Source organism: Pseudonocardia sp. McavD-2-B, assembly GCF_024124365.1.
In the GTDB taxonomy this organism is placed as follows: domain Bacteria; phylum Actinomycetota; class Actinomycetes; order Mycobacteriales; family Pseudonocardiaceae; genus Pseudonocardia; species Pseudonocardia alni.
The window spans coordinates 1-18689 of sequence record NZ_JAMXSG010000093.1 but is presented as its reverse complement, the minus strand read 5'-3'; the positions used below and the strand labels follow the sequence as shown (position 1 = coordinate 18689).

At 73.1% G+C, this 18689-nt stretch carries 18 protein-coding genes and 2 pseudogenes; 7 read left to right on the top strand and 13 right to left on the bottom strand.

Features of this window, described 5'->3' with window-relative positions; genetic code table 11:
* The 4 genes and pseudogenes from NH602_RS14465 to NH602_RS14450 form a co-directional block, all read left to right on the top strand.
* Positions 1 to 362 (top strand): annotated as a pseudogene (locus NH602_RS14465) (2'-5' RNA ligase family protein); the annotation flags it as partial.
* 365 nt (positions 363 to 727) lie between these two features.
* Entirely contained in the window at positions 728 to 1081 is a 354-nt protein-coding gene (locus tag NH602_RS14460) for an MmcQ/YjbR family DNA-binding protein (RefSeq protein ID WP_179761644.1), read from the top strand.
* A 10-nt stretch (positions 1082 to 1091) separates the two neighbouring features.
* Entirely contained in the window at positions 1092 to 1409 is a 318-nt protein-coding gene (locus tag NH602_RS14455) for an antibiotic biosynthesis monooxygenase (protein WP_073576923.1), read from the top strand.
* 101 nt (positions 1410 to 1510) lie between these two features.
* Entirely contained in the window at positions 1511 to 2251 is a 741-nt protein-coding gene (locus NH602_RS14450) for a Sir2 family NAD-dependent protein deacetylase (RefSeq protein ID WP_179761642.1), read from the top strand.
* A gap of 45 nt (positions 2252 to 2296) precedes the next feature.
* On the opposite strand, the gene NH602_RS14445 is transcribed toward NH602_RS14450, so the two are convergent.
* The 3 genes from NH602_RS14445 to NH602_RS14435 form a co-directional block, all read right to left on the bottom strand.
* Positions 2297 to 2881 carry a cysteine hydrolase family protein gene (locus NH602_RS14445; RefSeq protein ID WP_179761641.1) on the bottom strand — a complete coding sequence of 195 codons (585 nt, stop codon included), beginning with the start codon at positions 2879 to 2881 and terminating at the stop codon, positions 2297 to 2299.
* Positions 2882 to 2946: 65 nt separating this feature from the next.
* A complete protein-coding gene (locus NH602_RS14440) occupies positions 2947 to 3348 on the bottom strand; it encodes a DUF779 domain-containing protein (RefSeq protein ID WP_179761640.1) in 402 nt (133 codons plus the stop codon).
* Positions 3348 to 4871 carry an aldehyde dehydrogenase family protein gene (locus NH602_RS14435; protein WP_253068075.1) on the bottom strand — a complete coding sequence of 508 codons (1524 nt, stop codon included), beginning with the start codon at positions 4869 to 4871 and terminating at the stop codon, positions 3348 to 3350. The genes NH602_RS14440 and NH602_RS14435 overlap by 1 nt, the downstream gene beginning before the upstream one ends.
* A gap of 191 nt (positions 4872 to 5062) precedes the next feature.
* Between NH602_RS14435 and NH602_RS14430 the strand changes: the two genes are divergently transcribed.
* Positions 5063 to 6538, top strand: a complete 1476-nt coding sequence (locus tag NH602_RS14430) for a helix-turn-helix domain-containing protein (protein ID WP_253068074.1) — start codon at positions 5063 to 5065, stop codon at positions 6536 to 6538.
* 4 nt (positions 6539 to 6542) lie between these two features.
* Here the strand turns inward: NH602_RS14430 and NH602_RS14425 are convergent, their stop codons facing one another.
* Positions 6543 to 7577, bottom strand: coding sequence for a YihY/virulence factor BrkB family protein (locus NH602_RS14425; protein ID WP_179761638.1), 1035 nt, complete (start codon positions 7575 to 7577; stop codon positions 6543 to 6545).
* A 28-nt stretch (positions 7578 to 7605) separates the two neighbouring features.
* Between NH602_RS14425 and NH602_RS14420 the strand changes: the two genes are divergently transcribed.
* Positions 7606 to 8322, top strand: a complete 717-nt coding sequence (locus NH602_RS14420) for a nucleoside/nucleotide kinase family protein (protein WP_253068073.1) — start codon at positions 7606 to 7608, stop codon at positions 8320 to 8322.
* 127 nt (positions 8323 to 8449) lie between these two features.
* Here NH602_RS14420 and NH602_RS14415 read toward each other — a convergent pair whose 3' ends face one another.
* From NH602_RS14415 to lysS, 4 genes are all read right to left on the bottom strand, one after another.
* Positions 8450 to 10993 (bottom strand): ATP-dependent Clp protease ATP-binding subunit, encoded by a 2544-nt coding sequence (locus NH602_RS14415; protein ID WP_073576757.1) that lies wholly within the window; start codon positions 10991 to 10993, stop codon positions 8450 to 8452.
* A 230-nt stretch (positions 10994 to 11223) separates the two neighbouring features.
* Positions 11224 to 12051, bottom strand: a complete 828-nt coding sequence (locus NH602_RS14410; protein ID WP_253068072.1) for a siderophore-interacting protein — start codon at positions 12049 to 12051, stop codon at positions 11224 to 11226.
* Between the two features lie 79 nt (positions 12052 to 12130).
* Positions 12131 to 12478, bottom strand: a complete 348-nt coding sequence (locus NH602_RS14405) for an Lsr2 family protein (protein WP_073576759.1) — start codon at positions 12476 to 12478, stop codon at positions 12131 to 12133.
* A 277-nt stretch (positions 12479 to 12755) separates the two neighbouring features.
* Positions 12756 to 14213, bottom strand: coding sequence for a lysine--tRNA ligase (lysS, locus tag NH602_RS14400; RefSeq protein ID WP_073576925.1), 1458 nt, complete (start codon positions 14211 to 14213; stop codon positions 12756 to 12758).
* A gap of 159 nt (positions 14214 to 14372) precedes the next feature.
* On the opposite strand from lysS, the gene NH602_RS14395 reads away from it, so the two are divergent.
* The gene (locus tag NH602_RS14395; protein ID WP_253068071.1) at positions 14373 to 15131 is read left to right on the top strand and encodes a class I SAM-dependent methyltransferase; all 759 of its coding nucleotides are present in this window, start codon (positions 14373 to 14375) and stop codon (positions 15129 to 15131) included.
* Positions 15132 to 15163: 32 nt separating this feature from the next.
* Here the strand turns inward: NH602_RS14395 and NH602_RS14390 are convergent, their stop codons facing one another.
* The 5 genes and pseudogenes from NH602_RS14390 to NH602_RS14370 form a co-directional block, all read right to left on the bottom strand.
* On the bottom strand, positions 15164 to 15967 hold the full coding sequence (locus NH602_RS14390) for a type III pantothenate kinase (protein WP_100878917.1): 804 nt from the start codon (positions 15965 to 15967) through the stop codon (positions 15164 to 15166).
* Positions 15968 to 15977: 10 nt separating this feature from the next.
* Positions 15978 to 16388 (bottom strand): aspartate 1-decarboxylase, encoded by a 411-nt coding sequence (gene panD, locus NH602_RS14385; RefSeq protein ID WP_073576761.1) that lies wholly within the window; start codon positions 16386 to 16388, stop codon positions 15978 to 15980.
* A 22-nt stretch (positions 16389 to 16410) separates the two neighbouring features.
* Positions 16411 to 17298, bottom strand: coding sequence for a pantoate--beta-alanine ligase (gene panC, locus NH602_RS14380; protein ID WP_161151818.1), 888 nt, complete (start codon positions 17296 to 17298; stop codon positions 16411 to 16413).
* Positions 17295 to 18218 (bottom strand): Rossmann-like and DUF2520 domain-containing protein, encoded by a 924-nt coding sequence (locus NH602_RS14375; protein ID WP_062398462.1) that lies wholly within the window; start codon positions 18216 to 18218, stop codon positions 17295 to 17297. The genes panC and NH602_RS14375 overlap by 4 nt, the downstream gene beginning before the upstream one ends.
* 222 nt (positions 18219 to 18440) lie before the next feature.
* A pseudogene (locus NH602_RS14370) lies at positions 18441 to 18689 on the bottom strand (hypothetical protein); the annotation flags it as partial.

Genomic DNA, 18689 nt, shown 5'->3' with positions numbered 1-18689 from the left:
CGCCGCCCGCCGTGCGGGAGCTGACCGCCCAGCTGCGCCTGGTCGCGCTGCCGGTGCTGTGGCTGGCCGGTCTCGGCTCGGTCGGCCCGGACGCGCCGGACGTGATGGCGCTGACCGCCGTCACCGACCCCGAGGTGCTGGCCGTGCACACGGCGGCGCACGACGCGCTGGCCGGACGGGTGCGGGGCGCGCACGCCGCGCACCTGCCGGGATCCTGGCTGCCGCACGTGGTGCTGGCGACCGGGCGGCCCGCCGAGGCGTTCGCGTTGCTGCACCCGGTCGAGCCGGTGCGGGCGCGGATCACCGCCGTCGAGCTGCACGACTCGCGCACCGGGGAGACGGTGGCCCTCAGCGCGGGCTGAGCCCCGCGAGGGCCTGCTCGACCAGCCCCTCCACCATGGGGGTGAGCGCGCCGCGTCGGTCGGCCGGGATCGCACACCGGCGCAGGACGGCCCGAGGTAGCCGTCGAACAGGAGGGCGGCGACGTCCGGGTCGGTGGCCGGGTCGGTCCCCGCCGTCGCGGCCCCGCTCGATCCACTCCGCCGGCCGCCGGGCCGCGGTCGTCCGGTGCCGGACCGGCCCGGGCGCGGCGAGCCAGCCGAGCATCATCTGTCCGGTCCCGTCCGGGTCGGTTGTACCGGCCGGGGTCGGAGCCCGCGCGGCTGGTCGTATACCTGCACGGCGGCGGCCCGTCCCCTGTGGTGCGCCCCGACCCTAGGCTTGCCCCGTGGCGGACGAACAGGACGTGCGGCGGATCGCGCTCGCCCTCGACGGCGTCGTCGAGAACCCGAGCGAGGGGTTCGACTTCCGGGTGCGCGGCAAGGGCTTCGTGTGGTCCTGGCCGGAGCGGGTGCCCGGGCGTCGGCGGGTCATCCGCACCGACGTCGCGGTGCTGTACGTCGGCGACGAGGCGGAGAAGCAGGCCCTGCTGCGCGGCGAGCCCGACCTGTTCTTCACCGACCCCGGGCACGAACCGTGGCCGCTGGTGCTCGTCCGCCTGGACCAGGTGGACGAGGCCCGCCTGGCCGAACTGGTCGGCGACGCCCGGCGCATGCGCCTCGACGACGCCGGGCAGGGATAACGTGGCGGACATGGCCATTGTGAAGATCAACGCGATCGAGGTCCCGGAGAACGCGGGCCCCGAGCTGGAGAAGCGGTTCGCGAACCGCCTGCACGCCGTCGACGGGCAGCCCGGCTTCCTCGGTTTCGAGCTGCTGCGCCCCGTCTCCGGCGACGACCGGTACTTCGTCGTGACCCGCTGGGAGACCGAGGCCGACTTCCAGGCGTGGCGCGAGGGCCCGGCCGCCGAGGCGCACGCCGGCCAGCGCTCGCCGCAGCCGGTCGCCAAGGGCGCGTCACTGCTGGAGTTCGAGGTCGTCGACCTGCAGCAGATCGCGGCGGGGTCCTGATCGACGCCCGCGAGGTCGCTGCGGCCTTCTCCGACGAGATCGCCGCGGCGGCCCGCCTGGTCCGCGACGCGGGCGCGCTGCTCATCACCGCCGGCGCCGGGATGGGTGTCGACTCCGGGCTGCCGGACTTCCGCGGCGGCGAGGGCTTCTGGCGGGCCTACCCGCCCTACGCCCGGCTCGGCCTGCGTTTCGAGGAACTCGCCGACCCGGAGCACTTCGCCGACGACCCGGCACTGGCCTGGGGTTTCTACGGCCACCGCCTGCACCTCTACCGGGACACCGTGCCGCACCCCGGGTTCGCGGTACTGCGCCGCTGGGCCGGCCGGGTGCCCTCGAACGTGTTCACCTCGAACGTCGACGGCCAGTTCCAGCGGGCCGGCTTCGCCCCGGACGACGTCGCCGAGGTGCACGGCTCCATCCACCATCTCCAGTGCCTGCGGCTCTGCGGTCACGGCGTGTGGCCCGCCGACGGCGTCGAGGTGCACGTCGACGAGGCCACGATGCGTGCCGTCGGCGAACTGCCCCGCTGCCCGGGCTGCGGCGGCACCGCCCGTCCGGCGATCCTGATGTTCGGCGACGGCGGCTGGGACGACGCGCACGCCGCGACGGCGCTGCAGCGGCACGTGGACTGGCTGGCGGCGCACCGGACCGGTGTGGTCGTCGTCGAGCTGGGGGCTGGCGGTGCGCTGCCCACGGTGCGTCGCCGCTCGGAGCTGGCGTCGGCCGCGACCGGCGCGCTGGTGCGGATCAATGTCCGCGAGCCGCAGGTGCGCCACGGTCGCGGGGTCGGCATCGCGGCCCCCGCGGCCGCGACCCTCGCCGCGATCGACGCCGCCCTCTGAGCCGACCCGCCCCGCGCACCTGCGTGCCGCGGGGCGGGGCAGGGCTCAGGAGGGGACGGCCTTCTGGTCCGGGACGACGATCGCGGGCAGGTCGGCGAGACCGGCCAGCGCCGCGTCGTGGACCTCGGACGCCGGGACGGTGCCGTGCACGCCGGGCAGGGCCCGGGTGGCCGTGGCCGCCGCGACGACGGTCGGCACGTAGCCGCCGGAGAACGCGCTGCGCGCGGTGGAGTTCACACACATGTGCGTCATGAACCCGGCGAGCACCAGGTCCTGGTAGCCCTCCAGCAGCTCCGCCAGCCCGGTGTGGACGAACGCGCTGGGGAAGTTCTTGGTCACCACGGCCTCGCCGTCGCGCGGGGCGACCGAGTCGTGGATGGCGCCGATCGGCGCGGTGACGTCGTACGGGCTCCCCTCGCCGGCGTCGTGCCGGATGTGGATGATCCGGGACCCGGCGGAGCGGGCGCGGTCGAGCAGCTCGGCCGCCTCCCCGAGGGCCGGCTCGACGTTCTCCAGCCGCATCACGCCCTCGGTGTAGGTGTTCTGCAGGTCGATCATGATGAGTGCGGAGCGGGACAGCGGGGCCGGTTCCGCCGGCAGGCCCATCAGTCCGCGCAGGGTGTGCGTCATCGGTGCTCCTCGGCCGGGGACGACCACGGCCCGGGACGGTCGTCCCGGGCCGTGGTGGGGGGTGGTCAGTCCTGCATCGCCCGGTACTCGTCGTCGGTGAACAGCCGCGAGCGGATCAGGAACCGGACGCCCTCCGGCGCCTCGACCGAGAACCCGCTGCCGCGTCCTTTGACGACATCGACCGTGAGATGCGTGTGCTTCCAGTACTCGTACTGCGACGCCGACATCCAGAATCCGATCGGCCGGTCCACACCCTCGACGACCAGGTCGCCGAGGTGGACGTCCGACCCGCCCGTCCGGAAGTCCCCGTCCGGGTAACACATGGGGGCGCTGCCGTCGCAGCACCCACCGGACTGGTGGAACATCAGCGGGCCGTGCAGGTCGGTGAGCTTCACGAGCAGATCGGCGGCGGCCGGCGTCAGCGTCACCCGCTCGGTCGGGGTGACGCCGACGTCCGGCTCCCCCATCAGAAGAAGCCCAGCGCGTTCGGCGAGTAGCTCTGCAGGATGTTCTTCGTCTGCTGGTAGTGGTCCAGCATCATCTTGTGGTTCTCGCGCCCGATACCGGACTGCTTGTAGCCACCGAAGGCCGCGTGCGCCGGGTAGGCGTGGTAGTTGTTCACCCACACCCGGCCGGCCTGGATCTCGCGGCCCGCGCGGTAGGCGGTGTTCGCGTCGCGGCTCCACACGCCGGCGCCGAGGCCGTAGAGCGTGTCGTTGGCGATCTTCATGGCGTCGTCGTAGTCGGTGAAGCGCGCGACCGACACGACCGGGCCGAAGATCTCCTCCTGGAAGATCCGCATCTGGTTGTTGCCCTCGAACACGGTCGGCTTGATGTAGTAGCCGCCCGCGAGGTCGCCGCCCAGCTCGGCCTTCTCACCACCGGCGAGGACCTTGGCTCCCTCCTGCCGGCCGATGTCGATGTAGGAGAGGATCTTCTCGAACTGGTCGTTCGAGGCCTGCGCACCCATCATGACGTCGGTGTCGAGCGGGTTGCCCTGCTTGATCTGCTCGACGCGCTTGACGGCCTGCTCGATGAACTCGTCGTAGATGCCGCCCTGGATAAGCGCACGCGACGGGCAGGTGCAGACCTCGCCCTGGTTGAGCGCGAACATCGCGAAGCCCTCGAGCGCCTTGTCGTAGAAGGCGTCCTGCTGCGCGGCGACGTCGTCGAAGAAGATGTTGGGGCTCTTGCCACCCAGCTCCAGGGTGACCGGGATCAGGTTCTCCGAGGCGTACTGCATGATCAGCCGGCCGGTGGTGGTCTCACCGGTGAAGGCGATCTTGCGGATGCGCTTGTTCGACGCCAGCGGCTTGCCCGCCTCGACACCGAAGCCGTTGACGACGTTCAGCACGCCCGGCGGGAGCAGGTCGGCGACCAGCTCGAGCAGCACGTGGATCGAGACCGGGGTCTGCTCGGCGGGCTTCAGGACGATCGCGTTGCCGGCGGCGAGCGCGGGGGCGAGCTTCCAGATCGCCATCAGGATCGGGAAGTTCCACGGGATGATCTGGCCTACGACGCCCAGCGGCTCGTGGAAGTGGTAGGCGATGGTGTCGGCGTCGATCTCCGACGACGTGCCCTCCTGCGCCCGGATCGCACCGGCGAAGTAGCGCAGGTGGTCGACGGCGAGCGGGATGTCGGCGGCGAGGGTCTCGCGGCAGGCCTTGCCGTTGTCCCAGGACTCGGCGATCGCGATCAGCTCGAGGTTGGCCTCGACCCGGTCGGCGATCTTGTTCAGGATGTTCGCCCGCTCACCCGCGGAGGTCTTCCCCCACGCCGGTGCGGCGGCGTGCGCAGCGTCGAGCGCCTTCTCGACGTCCTCCGCGGTGCCCCGGGCGACCTCGGTGAAGTTCTCACCGGTGATCGGGGTGGGGTTCTCGAAGTACTGGCCCTTCACCGGAGCGACGTACTCGCCGCCGATGAAGTGCTCGTAGCGCGGCTTGAAGGAGACGACGCTGCCCGGCTGACCGGGGTTGGCGTAGACGGCCATGAATGGTCCTTCCCTGAGGTGCTTCGTCGAACCGAGGGCGCGGTGCGGAACGCACGTTGCGCGTGACCGCCGACACTAGGAAGGTGGGGGTTGCACGGAAGTTGCACGCAGATGCGGAACCTGACCCTCCGGTGAGTGCCGATGACGCGGATTCGATTCAGGTAAGGCAAAGCTGACCGTATGGTGAGGACGTGGCAGCGCAGCACGCGGATCGCCGGGTGTACGAGCAGGCACGGGACGCCGTGCTCGGCGGCTCCCCCGGTGCGCGCGGTGCCGGGGTCCGGCCCGAGGTCCGCGCCTCCTGGGCCCGCTCGCTGGCCGCGGCGGTCGACCCGGAACGCTCCCGTCCCCCGCACGACTACGACCGCGCCGAGCTCACCGACCGGCGGGCGGCGCACCCCCTCGCGTCCGTGCTGCCGGTGCTGCGCGACACGCTGACCGACGCCGCCGAGCAGGCCCGGCACATGATGATCGTGACCGACGGGAAGGGCCGGATCCTGTGGCGCGAGGGCGCCCGCGCGGTGCTGACCCGGGCCGAGCGGGTCGACCTGGTGGAGGGCACCCGGTGGAGCGAGGACACCGTCGGGACCAACGCGATGGGCACCGCGCTGGCCGGCGCCGCGCCGGTCCGCATCCACTCCGCCGAGCACCTGGTCAGCGCCTACCACCCGTGGACCTGCGCGGCCGCCCCGGTGCGCGACCCGGCGACCGGACGCGTGGTGGGCACCGTCGACGTCACCGGGCCGGAGGAGAGCTTCCACCCGACGACGCTGGCGCTGGTCACCGCGGCCGCGCGGCTGGCCGAGCACCGGCTGCTGGCCATCGCCGAGGCCCATGACCGGCGGCTGCGCGAGGAGTACTGGCCGCACCTGACCCGACTCGGCGGCACCCCGGGCGCGCTGCTGTCCGCGCACGGGCGGGTGCTGGCCGCGTCGCCGGGCAGTGAGTTCCCCGAGCGGATCGCCCTGCCCGACGGCGGGGACCGGGTCGTCGTCGACGGCGTCGCGGTCGGCGGGGTGCCGCTGGGCGGCGGCCCCGTCGCCGGGGTGCTGGAGCCGCTCGGCGAGGGCTGGCTGCTGCGGCTCCCCCCGGGCGGACCCGTCCGGACGGCCCTGACACTGCCGCTGCTCGGGGCGCGTACCCCCGTCGTCGCCCGCCGGGACGGGCGCCCGGTACGCCTGGGCCTGCGGCACGCCGAGGTCCTCGCGCTGCTGGCGCTGCACCCGGAGGGACTGACCGCCGACCAGCTCGCCGCCGCCCTCTACGGCGACGGCGGCCGCGCCATCACCGTGCGCGCCGAGGTCCACCGGCTGCGCCGCGCCGTCGGTGAGGACACCGTGCGGACCCAGCCCTACCGGCTCGTCGCCGACGTCGACGCCGACTTCCTGCGGCTGCGCGCGGCGCTGCGGGAGGGCCGGATCCGCGACGCCGCGGCCGAGGCCGCCCGCGGGCCGCTGCTGCCGACCTCGGACGCACCGGAGGTCCGCCGGGCCCGCGAGCAGCTCGCCGTCGCCGTCCGGTCGGCGCTGCTGCGGGCCGACGACCCGGACGCGCTGTGGACCCTGGTCCGGGCCGGGCGGGGCGACGGCACCGACGACGAGGAGCTGCGCCACCGGCTGCGAGCGCTGCTGCCGTCGTCGGACCCGCGGCACGACGAGCTCGGCTGAGCGCTCAGTCCGGGTCGGTGTGGTCGGGGATGCCGTCGTCGTCGGAGTCGGGCAGCCGCGGGTCCTCCTCACCGGCACGCACCGCCTCCAGCTGCGCGGACAGCGCCACCCCGGCCAGCAACGCGACCCCGCTGATGTTCGCCCAGATCAGCAGGGCCATCACCGCCGTCAGCGGCCCGTAGGTCTCACCGAAGGTGTCCGCGACGGCGACGTAGAGACCCAGCAGTCCGGACGCGACCAGCCACAGCAGCACCGTGACCGCGGCCCCGGCGCCCAGCCAGGACAGTCCCGGCTGGCGACGGCGCGGCGCGAACCGCAGCAGCACCGTCACCGCGACGACGAGCAGCGCGAGCCCGACCGGCCAGCGCACGACGTCCCACACCGTCTCCGCGACCGCACCCCACCGGTACACCTCGCGCACCGCGTCCCCGAACGGCTCCCCCGCCACGATCAGCAGCAGCCCGGTCGCCATGGCGACGCCCGCGGTGGCGGTCAGCGCCGCGGCACGCGCGTACTTGGCGAGCGCGGGCCGGTCCCGCTCGGTGCCGTAGATCCGGTTCGCGCCCCGCTCCAGCTGCGCGAACGCCGAGGTCGCCGCGGCGAACGCGGTGAGCAGGCCGAGCGCGAGGACCAGCTCACCGCGTTCCCCGGTGGGGGTGTCGTCCCGCTCGGCCTGCTCACCGGGGTCGTCCGGGTCGACCTCCCCCGCTCCGGCACCGCGGACGGCCTCGGCGACCAGCTCGTCGCTGGTCCCGGGGGACAGCGCCAGCACCGTGCGGGCGACGACCTCCGAGGCGCCCTCGGCGCCCGCCGCGGCGGACAGCCCGACCCCGGCGATGATCAGCGGGACGGCGGCGAGCGCCAGCTGCAGGCCGAACGCGCGGGCGTGGGAGAAGCCGTCGCCGTAGCGGAAGCGCAGGAAGCCCGCGGACAGCAGGTGCCCGAGGCCGTAGCGGCGCAGCGTGTGGGCGGCGTCGTCGGCGGAGAGCTCCTCGCCGCTCATCAGCCGGGTCTCGGGGACCGGGCGCACCGAGCTCATGCGCAGAACCTAGCCGCAGGCGGAAAGAATGACGCTCGTGGACACCCCGGCACGGACCGACCGCTTCGACGAGCTGGTGGAGCGCGCCCGGGCGCTCGCCGCCGGACGACGACGGGCGGTGCTCGGCATCGCGGGGGCCCCCGGGGCCGGGAAGACGACCGTCGCGCTGGCCCTGGTCCGGGCGCTCGCCGCCACGCCCCCGGACGGGCTCGGCCCCGGCTGGGTCGCCCATGTCCCGATGGACGGCTTCCATCTCGCCGACGTCGAGCTGGACCGGCTGCGCCGACGTCATCGCAAGGGCGCCCCCGACACCTTCGACGCCGACGGCTACGCCGCGCTGCTCGCCCGGCTGCGGCTCACCCCCGACGACGGCGCGGGCCCGGTGTACGCCCCGGCGTTCGACCGGGAGATCGAGCAGCCCGTCGCCGGGTCGGTCCCGGTGCACCCGCAGTGCCGGCTCGTGGTCAGCGAGGGCAACTACCTGCTCCTCGACACCCCCCGCTGGCGGGCGGTGCGGGCAGGGTTCGACGCCGTGTGGTTCCACGAGACCGACGAGGCGCTCCGGCTGGAGCGCCTGGTCGCGCGGCACGTGCGCTTCGGCAAGACCCTGGAGGCGGCCCGGGTGTGGGTCGAGCGCACCGACGAGCCGAACGCCCGACTCGTCGAGGCGTCCCGGCACCGGGCCGACCTGGCCGTCGCGCTGCCCGACCAACCCCCCGGTCCGCTCCCAGGGGAACCTTCGTAGCGCTCTACGCCTCGAAAGTTCCCCTGGGGGCCACCGGGCCGGGATCGGAACCGGGCTCCGGACCGACGACGGCGGGCCGCCCCGGGAGTTCCCGGGACGGCCCGCCGCCGTCATGCGTGGGTCTGTCTCACTCCTCGCCGGCCAGCGCGGTGGGCGGGGTGTCCGGCACCGGCTCGGACGGCTTGCGCTCACCGCGGAAGGTGAACTTGGCCTTGTCCGACCAGGCGTTGGAGCCCTCCTCCGCGGAGGTGTCGAGGCCCTCGACGTCGACGATGACGATCTGCCCGGCCTCGATCTCGCCGAACAGGATCTTCTCCGACAGCTGGTCCTCGATCTCCCGCTGGATCGTCCGGCGCAGCGGCCGGGCGCCCAGGACCGGGTCGAACCCGCGGTGGGCCAGCAGCTTCTTGGCGTTGTCGGTGAGCTCGATGCCCATGTCCTTGTTCGCCAGCTGCTTCTCCACCCGCCCGATCATCAGGTCGACCATCTGGATGATCTGTTCCTGGTTGAGCTGGTGGAAGACGATGATGTCGTCGATGCGGTTGAGGAACTCCGGCCTGAAGTGCTTCTTCAGCTCGTCGTTGACCTTCGTCTTCATCCGCTCGTAGTTCGACTTCTCGTCGCCACCGGAGGAGAAGCCCAGTCCCACGGCCTTCGAGATGTCCTGGGTACCCAGGTTCGAGGTGAAGATCAGCACGGTGTTCTTGAAGTCGACCGTGCGGCCCTGGCCGTCGGTGAGACGGCCGTCCTCGAGCACCTGCAGGAGCGTGTTGTAGATCTCCTGGTGCGCCTTCTCGATCTCGTCGAACAGCACCACCGAGAACGGCTTGCGCCGCACCTTCTCGGTGAGCTGGCCGCCCTCCTCGTAGCCGACGTACCCGGGAGGGGCACCGAACAGCCGCGAGGCGGTGTAGCGGTCGTGGAACTCACCCATGTCGATCTGGATGAGGGCGTCGTCCTCGCCGAACAGGAAGTTGGCGAGCGCCTTGGACAGCTCGGTCTTACCGACACCGGACGGGCCGGCGAAGATGAACGAGCCGGACGGGCGCTTCGGGTCCTTCAGGCCGGCGCGGGTACGACGGATCGCCTGCGAGACGGAGCGGACCGCGTCCTCCTGGCCGATGATCCGCTTGTGGACCTCGTCCTCCATCTTGAGCAGACGGGTCGTCTCCTCCTCGGTCAGCTTGAACACCGGGATGCCGGTCCAGTTGCCCAGCACCTCGGCGATCTGCTCGCCGTCGACCTCCGCGACGACGTCGAGGTCGCCCGACTTCCACTGCTTCTCGCGCTCGGCCTTCTCGCCGAGCAGGGTCTTCTCCTGGTCGCGCAGGTGCGCGGCCCGCTCGAAGTCCTGCGCGTCGATCGCCGACTCCTTGTCCCGGCGGACGTTCGCGATCTTCTCGTCGAACTCCCGCAGGTCCGGCGGAGCCGTCATCCGGCGGATGCGCATCCGGGCGCCGGCCTCGTCGATCAGGTCGATCGCCTTGTCCGGCAGGAAGCGGTCGTTGATGTAGCGGTCGGCCAGCGTCGCGGCCGAGGCCAGTGCGTCGTCGGTGATCGTGACGCGGTGGTGCGCCTCGTACCGGTCACGCAGACCACGAAGGATCTCGATCGTGTGCTCGACCGACGGCTCGGACACCTGGATCGGCTGGAAGCGGCGCTCCAGCGCGGGGTCCTTCTCGACGTACTTGCGGTACTCGTCGAGCGTCGTCGCACCGATGGTCTGCAGCTCGCCGCGGGCCAGCATCGGCTTGAGGATCGAGGCGGCGTCGATCGCGCCCTCGGCGGCACCCGCACCCACCAGGGTGTGGATCTCGTCGATGAACAGGATGATGTCGCCGCGGGTGCGGATCTCCTTGAGCACCTTCTTGAGGCGCTCCTCGAAGTCACCGCGGTAGCGGGAACCGGCGACCAGCGAGCCCAGGTCGAGGGTGTAGAGCTGCTTGTCCTTCAGCGTCTCCGGGACCTCGCCCTTGACGATCGCCTGGCCGAGGCCCTCGACGGCGGCGGTCTTGCCGACGCCGGCCTCGCCGATCAGCACCGGGTTGTTCTTGGTCCTCCGCGAGAGGACCTGCATGATCCGCTCGATCTCCTTCTCCCGGCCGATGACCGGGTCCAGCTTGCCCTCACGGGCCTGCTGGGTGAGGTTGCGACCGAACTGGTCCAGCACCAGCGACGAGGACGGCGTGCCCTCGCCACGGCCACCGGTGCCGCTCTCCTGCGGCTCCTTGCCCTGGTAGCCGGACAGCAGCTGGAGCACCTGCTGACGGACACGGTTGAGGTCGGCGCCCAGCTTGACCAGCACCTGGGCCGCGACGCCCTCGCCCTCGCGGATGAGGCCGAGCAGGATGTGCTCGGTCCCGATGTAGTTGTGGCCGAGCTGCAGCGCCTCGCGCAGCGACAGCTCCAGCACCTTCTTCGCCCGGGGGGTGAAGGGGATGTGCCCGGACGGGGCCTGCTGCCCCTGGCCGATGATCTCCTCGACCTGCTGTCGCACGCCCTCCAGAGCGATACCGAGGGACTCGAGCGCCTTCGCGGCGACGCCCTCTCCCTCGTGGATCAGGCCAAGGAGGATGTGCTCGGTCCCGATGTAGTTGTGGTTGAGCATCCGGGCCTCTTCCTGGGCCAGGACGACAACACGTCGCGCTCGGTCGGTGAACCTCTCGAACAATTCGCACTCCTTGCCTGCTGCGCCTCACTGACGGCGCGACCAGCATCTCCGTACGGTCCGGGCTCGCCCGAACCGACACTGCGCCCTCGCGTGACACCGCGCCAGGCCACCCTCACGGGAGACCACATACCACTGTATCGGTCGAAGGGGCCCCGGCGCCTCCACCTGACGTGCACCGGGGTACGTGCCCGCAGTAACACGGGTGACACCTGCCGTGTTCCCGACGGACGTCAGCCGGTCGCGGCAGCGGCCTCCTCGCGCTCCCGCTCGGCCGCCTTGAACTGCCGGAACCCCTCCTCGTCGCGCCCGCGGCGCCAGTACCCGGAGATCGACAGGTCGTCCTTGGCGACGCCGCGCTCGCGGGTGAGGTGCCTGCGGAGTTCGCGCACGGCGATCGCCTCACCGTGCACGAAGGCGTGCACGCGCCCGGGGAGGAACTCCAGACCCGCGACGACGGCGGGCAGCTGCTCCGAGTCCGGGTCGCCCCCGGCGTCGATGCGGTACAGCCACCGCACGTCCACCCCGGGGCCCGTCGGCACGTCGATCTCGTCGCCGGGACCGTCCACCTGCAGGACGGCGACGACCGGTCGCCCGGCCGGGATCCGCTCGAGCGCGGCGCAGATCGCGGGCAGCGCGGCCTCGTCGCCGACGAGCAGGTGCCAGTCGGCGTCCGGGTCCGGGGCGTAGGCGCCGCCGGGGCCGAGCATCCGCAGCCGGTCGCCCGGGCGGGCGGCGGCCGCCCACGGGCCGGCGAGGCCGGTGTCGCCGTGGTGGACGAAGTCGATGACGAGCTCGCCTGCGGCGTGGTCGAGCGAGCGGACGGTGTAGGTCCGCTGGGCGGGCCACCGGTCGCGCGGCAGCTCGGCGTGCACCCGGTCCATGTCCAGCGGCTCGGGGTACTCGACGCCGGGGAGCGGGAAGAGGATCTTGACGTAGCGGTCGGTGTGCTCCGTGACGGGGAACGCCGCCAGGCCGTCGCCACCGGCGACGACGCGCACCATGTGCGGGCTCAGACGTTCGGTGCGGAGCACCCTGAGATCGGTGACGGGGCGGGCCATCAGGCTGCCTCCCAACGACGAGAGGGGAAGGGGCCGTCGCGACGGTACCCCTCCCCCGCCCCGCCGGGTAAGGCAGACCTTAGTTCTCCTGGTGGTAGGCCTCGAGCACCTCGGCCGGGATGCGGCCGCGGTCCGAGACCTTCATCCCGCGGTTGCGGGCCCACTCGCGGATCGCCTGGTTCTGCTCGCGGTCGACCGACGGGCGGCGGGCCGCCCCGCCCGACGAGCCGCTGCTGCGCCGGCGGGCCGCGCCACCGGCGCGACGGGCGGCCGCGACGTAGTCGGCTAGCACGTCGCGCAGCTTCTTCGCATTCCCGTCGGACAGGTCGATCTCGTAGTTGCGTCCGTCGAGACCGAACTCGATCGTCTCGTCCGCCGCGTCACCGGTCAGATCGTCGACGAGCCGGACTTCCTTGATCTGCGCCATCTCCGCAGCCTCCCTGAATGGCCGAACACGTTCATGATGAGGGACCGGGGCGGACATCGGCGACTGCGCGATGCAATAGCAGGACGCAATATGAGGCCACCGGGTACCGGTTCCGACTCGAATCCGAGAGTATCCGAGAAATGTTCGTGTCGTCGACCTGGGTACGGCGAAATACGGCGAACCGAGTTCGACACCACTCGTACGGGTCCGCCAAACACGACGCCCCCGGTCGCTCTTCGCGGCCGGGGGCGTCGTCGGATGTGCGTTCGGAACCGGTTCAGGACTCGCCGCGGACCAGCGGGAACAGGATCGTCTCGCGGATTCCGAGGCCGGTCAGCGTCATCAGGAGACGGTCGATACCCATTCCCATCCCACCGGTGGGCGGCATGCCGTACTCCATGGCGCGCAGGAAGTCCTCGTCGAGCTGCATGGCCTCCGGGTCGCCCGCCGCGGCCTTGAGCGACTGGGCGTGCAGGCGTTCCCGCTGCTCGACCGGGTCCACCAGCTCGGAGTAGGCCGTGGCCAGCTCCACGCCGAAGACGATGAGGTCCCAGGACTCCGACAGCCGCGGGTCGTCGCGGTGCGCACGGGTCAGCGGCCGCACCTCGACCGGGAAGTCGCGCACGAAGGTCGGCTCGTGCAGGGTGTGCTCGACCAGCTTCTCGAACAACTCCAGCACGATCTGTGCGGCCGTCGGGTAATCGGTGATGTCGACGTCGTGGGCGTGCGCGATCCGCTGCAGTTCCGACAGTTCCGTGTCCGGCGTCACGTCCCGCCCGACGGCCTCGGACACCGATCCGTAGATGGTCACCGATCGCCACTCGCCACCGAGATCGTGCTCGGTGCCGTCGTGGTGGCGCACCGTGGTGGAACCGAACAGCGCCTGCGCCGAGGACTGGATCAGCTCCCGCGTCAGGACCGCCATGTCGTCGTAGGTCGCGTAGGCCTGGTAGGCCTCCAGCATCGCGAACTCCGGGGAATGCGTGGAGTCGATGCCCTCGTTCCGGAACACCCGGTTCAGCTCGAAGACGCGCTCGATACCACCGACCACGCAACGCTTCAGGAACAGCTCCGGTGCGATCCGCAGATACAGATCGGAGTCGAGTGCGTTCGCGTGCGTCACGAACGGACGCGCAGTGGCACCGCCGTGCAGGTTCTGCAGCATCGGCGTCTCGACCTCGATGAAGTCGCGGCCGGTGAGCGACTCGCGGACGGTCCGCAGCACGGTGGACCGCGCGCGCACGGTCTCGCGGGCCTGCGGGCGCAGGATGAGGTCGACGTAGCGCTGCCGGACCCGGTTCTCCTCCGAGAGCTCCTTGTGCGCGGTCGGCAGCGGCCGGACCGACTTCGCGGCGACCGACCACTCGTCGACCATCACCGAGAGCTCGCCCCGTCGCGAGGTGATGACCTCACCGCGCACCGCGACGAAGTCACCCATGTCGACGACGGACTTCCAGCCGGCCAGCGCCTCGGCCCCGACCCGGTCGAGCGAGAGCATGGCCTGCAGCTCGGTGCCGTCGCCCTCGCGCAGCGTCGCGAAGCACAGCTTGCCGGTGTTCCGCACGAAGATCACCCGGCCGGCGACGGCCACGGTCTCGCCCGTCGCGGTGTCCGCGGGCAGGTCCGGGTGGGCGTCGCGGACCTGGCGCAGCGAGTGCGTGCGGGGGACCTCGACGGGGTACGGGTCGGTGCCCGCGGCGATCAGCTCCGCGCGCTTGGCCCGGCGCACCCGCATCTGCTCGGGGAGGTCGGCCTCGGTCGCCGGGTCGGACGGTGTGCCGGGAGTGTTCACGGCAGGTCAGGCTATCGGCGGTACCCGGGGGCGCCCGTCGTCACCCCCCACCTCCGCGGCGAGGCCTCGCGCGGTGGTCGGCCACCGGCCTACCGTGCGGAGGTGCCCGACGACGAGGTGGACCGCGGCCGCACGTTCGGTGCCGTCGCGCGCGCCTACGACGACCACCGCCCCGCCTACCCCGACGCCGCCGTCGACGCGGCGCTGGCCGGGACCCCGGAACGGCCCCGCGTGCTCGACCTGGGCGCGGGGACCGGGAAGCTGACGCGCGTCCTGACCGCCCGCGGGCTCGACGTCGTCGCAGTGGAGCCGGACCCGGCGATGCTCGCGGTGCTGCGCGAGCGCTCCCCCGGCGTCGAGGCCCGGACCGGGTCCGCGGAACGCATCCCGCTGCCCGACGGCCACCTCGATGCCGTCCTGGTCGGGCAGGCGCTGCACTGGTTCGACCTCGACCGGGCCGCCCCGGAGATGGCGCGGGTGCTGCGGTCCGGCGGGGTGCTGGCCGGGCTGTGGAACGGCGGGGACGACGACGTCGCCTGGATCCGCGAGTTCGCCGAGCTCACCGTGCGCGGTCGGCGGGTGCCCGACAACCCGGCCGGTGGCGGCGACGCGACGCCGCACCCGGGCTCCCCCTGGTTCGTCGACGACGGGGAGGACCGCGTCACCTGGGACCGCCCGACCACCGTCGACGAGCACCTCGCCGACATCGCCACGCACTCCTGGGCGCTGCGGAGCACCCCGCAGGACCGGGACGCGGTGTTCGCCGCCGCCCGGGAGTTCCTGACCGGGCAGGTCGCCGACGCCGACGGCCGCTTCACCATGCCGATGCGCACGATCGTGCGGCGGTCCCGCAAGCTCTGAGCCCGGCCGGCGGGCGCGGTCCACGGGCCCGGTCAGCGGGGCCGGTGGTGGCGCAGGTGGGTCAGCCGCAGCCCGTGCAGCGTCAGGTCCGGGACGTGGTGGGTGACGGTGTCGGCACGGCCGTGGACGAGCTCCGCGAGCCCACCGGTGACGATCACGGTGACCGGCAGCGCGTCCGGGCCCAGCTCGGCGAGGATCCGGCGGACCAGCCCGTCGACCTGCCCGGCGGCGCCGTAGAGCACCCCGGCCTGGACGGCCTCGACCGTCGTCCGGCCGATCACCGAGCGCGGCTCGACCAGGTCCACCGGCCGCAGCGACGACGCCCGCTCGGCCAGCGCCTGCATCGCGATGTCGATGCCCGGGGCCAGCGCTCCGCCGAGGAACTCACCCTTCGCGGTGACCACGTCGATGTTCGTGCAGGTCCCGAGGTCGACGCAGACGCAGGTGGTGCCGAACAGGTGGTGCGCGGCGAGCGAGTTCACGACCCGGTCCGCGCCCACCTCGCGCGGGTGGTCCACCAGCAGCGGCACGCCCGTCCGTACCCCCGGCCCGACGACGAGCGTCCGCATCCGGTCCGACCAGCGCGAGAGCAGCGTGCGCAGCTCCCGCGACGGCCCGGGCACCGTGGACAGCGCGGCGACCGCGGTGACCTCGGGGAAGTGCGCGCCGAGCATCCCGGTGACGGTCAGGTCCAGCTCGTCGGCGGTGGCACTGGTGTCGGTGCGCAGCCGCCAGCGCCGCTCCGGCTCCGGGTCGAGCGCCTCCGCACCCGTCCCGGTGTCGGGGTAGAGCCCCAGCGAGACGTGGGTGTTCCCCACATCGATGCAGAGCAGCACCGTGTCGTCCTCAGCGGGCCGCGCTGGTCAGCAGGCCCGAACCCTCCGGGGCGTGCCCCGGGTCGGCGCCCAGGTCGGCGATCCGGTTGTCGGCGTCGACGAAGACGACGCGCGGGCTGTAGTCGCGCAGCTCGGCCTCGTCGTAGGAGCCGTAGGAGATCAGGATGACCAGGTCACCGGGGTGCACCAGGTGCGCGGCGGCGCCGTTGATGCCGATCACCCCGGAGCCGGGCTCGCCGGTGATCACGTAGGTCTCCAGGCGGGCGCCGTTGGTGATGTCGACGATGCTGACCTGCTCGCCCTCGAGCAGGTCGGCGGCCGCCATCAGGTCGGCGTCGACGGTGACCGAGCCGACGTAGTGCAGGTCGGCCTGCGTCACGGTGGCGCGGTGGATCTTGGACTTCATCATCGTGCGGTTCACGGCGGTTCTCCTCGGGACGCGGTCAGAACGCGATGGGGGCGTTGTCGATCAGACGGGTGGCGCCGACCCGGGCGGCGACGAGCAGGCGGCCGTCCCCGGCGCCCGGGGCGGGGGCCGGTCCGAGGTCGGTGTCGCGCAGCTCGAGGTAGTCGACGTCGACCTCCGGCTCGGTCGCCAGCTCGGCGCGGGCGGCGTCCAGCACGGCGTCGTGCCCGCGGACCGACACCGCGGCCCCGGCCGCGAGCGCGCGCGACAGCACGGCGGCGGCGCGGCGCTGCCCGGGGTCGAGGTAGACGTTGCGCGAGGACAGGGCCAGGCCGTCGTCCTCGCGGACGGTCGGGACGCCGACGACCCGGGTCGGGAAGTCCAGGTCGCGCACCATCCGGCGGATCAGCGTCAGCTGCTGGTAGTCCTTCTCGCCGAACAGCGCGACGTCCGGGCCGACGATGTGGAACAGCTTGGACACGACGGTCAGGACGCCGTCGAAGTGGCCCTTCCGGGAGGCACCCTCCAGCTCGTCGCCGAGCGGCCCGGCGGTGACGCGGGTCTGCGAGCCCGGCGGGTACATGTGCTCGACCTGCGGGGTGAACACCAGCTCGACGCCCTCCTCGCGGCAGGCGTCGAGGTCGGCCTCGATCGGGCGCGGGTAGCGGTCGAGGTCCTCGCCCGCGCCGAACTGCAGCGGGTTCACGAAGATCGACACGACCGGGACGACGGCGCCGGGGATCCGCTTCGCATGCCGGATCAGCTCGCGGTGGCCCTCGTGCAGGGCGCCCATCGTGGGGATGAGGACGACCTTGCGGCCCGCACCGCGCAGCGCGCGGGTGACCGCGGCGAGCTTCGCGGGGTCGGCGTGCACGGTCAGCCGGCCGGTGCCGTAGCCGTTCCGGGTGGAGCCGGGGGTGCTCACTTCTCCTCCAGTGCGGTCTCGATGTCGCGGACGCCGTCGGGGCCGAGGAGCCCGGCGGCGGCGGCGCGGTGGGCGGTGCGCCCGGCCAGCGCCCGGTAGACGGCGGCCAGGTCGGCGTCGGCGTCACCGATGTGCTCCAGGTGGGTCCGGACGGTGCCGGCGTCGCCGCGGGCGACCGGTCCGGTCAGCGCGCGGTCGCCGTGGCGCAGCGCGTTGTCCAGCGCGGCCGACAGCAGCGGCGCGACGAGCCGCTCCGCGGGCCGGATGCCGGCGGTCTCCAGCAACTGCACGCAGTCCCCGACCAGGGTGGTCAGATGGTTGGCGCCGTGGGCGAGCGCGGCGTGGTAGAGCGGGCGCATCGCCTCGGGGATGCGGACGGGCTCGGCCGACATCTCCAGCACGAGTGCCTCGGCGACGCTCCAGCCGACGGCGTCGCGCGGGTCGCCGTGCTCCGGGTCGCCGGGGGCGGTGACGCCGATGCAGCAGGCGGCGAGCCGGTCGACGTCCTCGGGGCGGCCGGTCACCGTCATCGCCGGGTGCAGCGCCAGCGGCAGCACACCCTGCTCCGTCGCCGGGTCCAGCACCGCGACGCCGCGCGACCCCGCCGTGTGGACGGCGATCTGGCCCGGGCGGAAGCACCCGGCGGCGGCGAGGCCACGGACCAGGCCGGGCAGCACGTCGTCGGGGACGGCGAGCAGGACCAGGTCGGCGCGCGAGCAGACCTCGTCCGGTGGGAGCAGGGGGACGTCGGGGAGCAGGGTCTCCGCCCGGCGCACCGAGGCCTGCGAGACCCCGGAGGCGGCGACGACGTGGTGGCCCGCGCGGGCGAGCGCGGCGCCCAGCACCGCACCGACCCGACCGGCCGAGACCACCCCGACCGCGAGCCGCGCGGGGCGACCGCCATCGATCGCAGAGTCCATCACGAGAATCCGTTTCCTCCCGTTCCGGTCCTGGTGGGGTACCGGTCGGGCAATCCGCGGGTGGCGCGACCTCCGGTGGCCGCGCGCCGGACGCGAGGGTAGACGCGCGCCGGGTGGCGACGGGTGGTCCTGAGACCGGCCTCACCCGTCCCGGTACGACGATGATCACCGGTTGTGGAGTCCGGCGCCCACCGGGCGGACGCTGCGCTCCACAACCGGTGATCACCGGGTCGCGGGGTGGTCCGGGTCGTCGTCCGGACGGAGCATCGGGCGGGTGGGGCCGGGGTCCGACGGATCGTCGTGGTGGCGGCCGTGGGTCCCGCCGGCGGGTGGGTCCGGACGGCGGACGGCACGCGTGAGGTGCTCGTCGCCACCCCCGGGGGCGGGTCCGGCGGGGCCGGACACCGGGGCACCGAACGGCGGATGCCCGGGCGCCGGCGAGCCCGCCGCCCGGCCGCCGGAGACTGCCCC

Excerpts from the sequence above, each read along its gene's own strand:
- NH602_RS14455 (WP_073576923.1), top strand. The coding sequence starts at position 1,092 with ATGGCCATTGTGAAGATCAACGCGATCGAGGTCCCGGAGAACGCGGGC.
- NH602_RS14450 (WP_179761642.1), top strand. The coding sequence starts at position 1,511 with ATGGGTGTCGACTCCGGGCTGCCGGACTTCCGCGGCGGCGAGGGCTTC.
- NH602_RS14445 (WP_179761641.1), bottom strand. The coding sequence starts at position 2,881 with ATGACGCACACCCTGCGCGGACTGATGGGCCTGCCGGCGGAACCGGCC.
- NH602_RS14440 (WP_179761640.1), bottom strand. The coding sequence starts at position 3,348 with ATGGGGGAGCCGGACGTCGGCGTCACCCCGACCGAGCGGGTGACGCTG.
- NH602_RS14435 (WP_253068075.1), bottom strand. The coding sequence starts at position 4,871 with ATGGCCGTCTACGCCAACCCCGGTCAGCCGGGCAGCGTCGTCTCCTTC.
- NH602_RS14425 (WP_179761638.1), bottom strand. The coding sequence starts at position 7,577 with ATGAGCTCGGTGCGCCCGGTCCCCGAGACCCGGCTGATGAGCGGCGAG.
- NH602_RS14420 (WP_253068073.1), top strand. The coding sequence starts at position 7,606 with ATGACGCTCGTGGACACCCCGGCACGGACCGACCGCTTCGACGAGCTG.
- NH602_RS14410 (WP_253068072.1), bottom strand. The coding sequence starts at position 12,051 with ATGGCCCGCCCCGTCACCGATCTCAGGGTGCTCCGCACCGAACGTCTG.
- NH602_RS14405 (WP_073576759.1), bottom strand. The coding sequence starts at position 12,478 with ATGGCGCAGATCAAGGAAGTCCGGCTCGTCGACGATCTGACCGGTGAC.
- lysS (WP_073576925.1), bottom strand. The coding sequence starts at position 14,213 with ATGCGGGTGCGCCGGGCCAAGCGCGCGGAGCTGATCGCCGCGGGCACC.
- NH602_RS14375 (WP_062398462.1), bottom strand. The coding sequence starts at position 18,218 with ATGGACTCTGCGATCGATGGCGGTCGCCCCGCGCGGCTCGCGGTCGGG.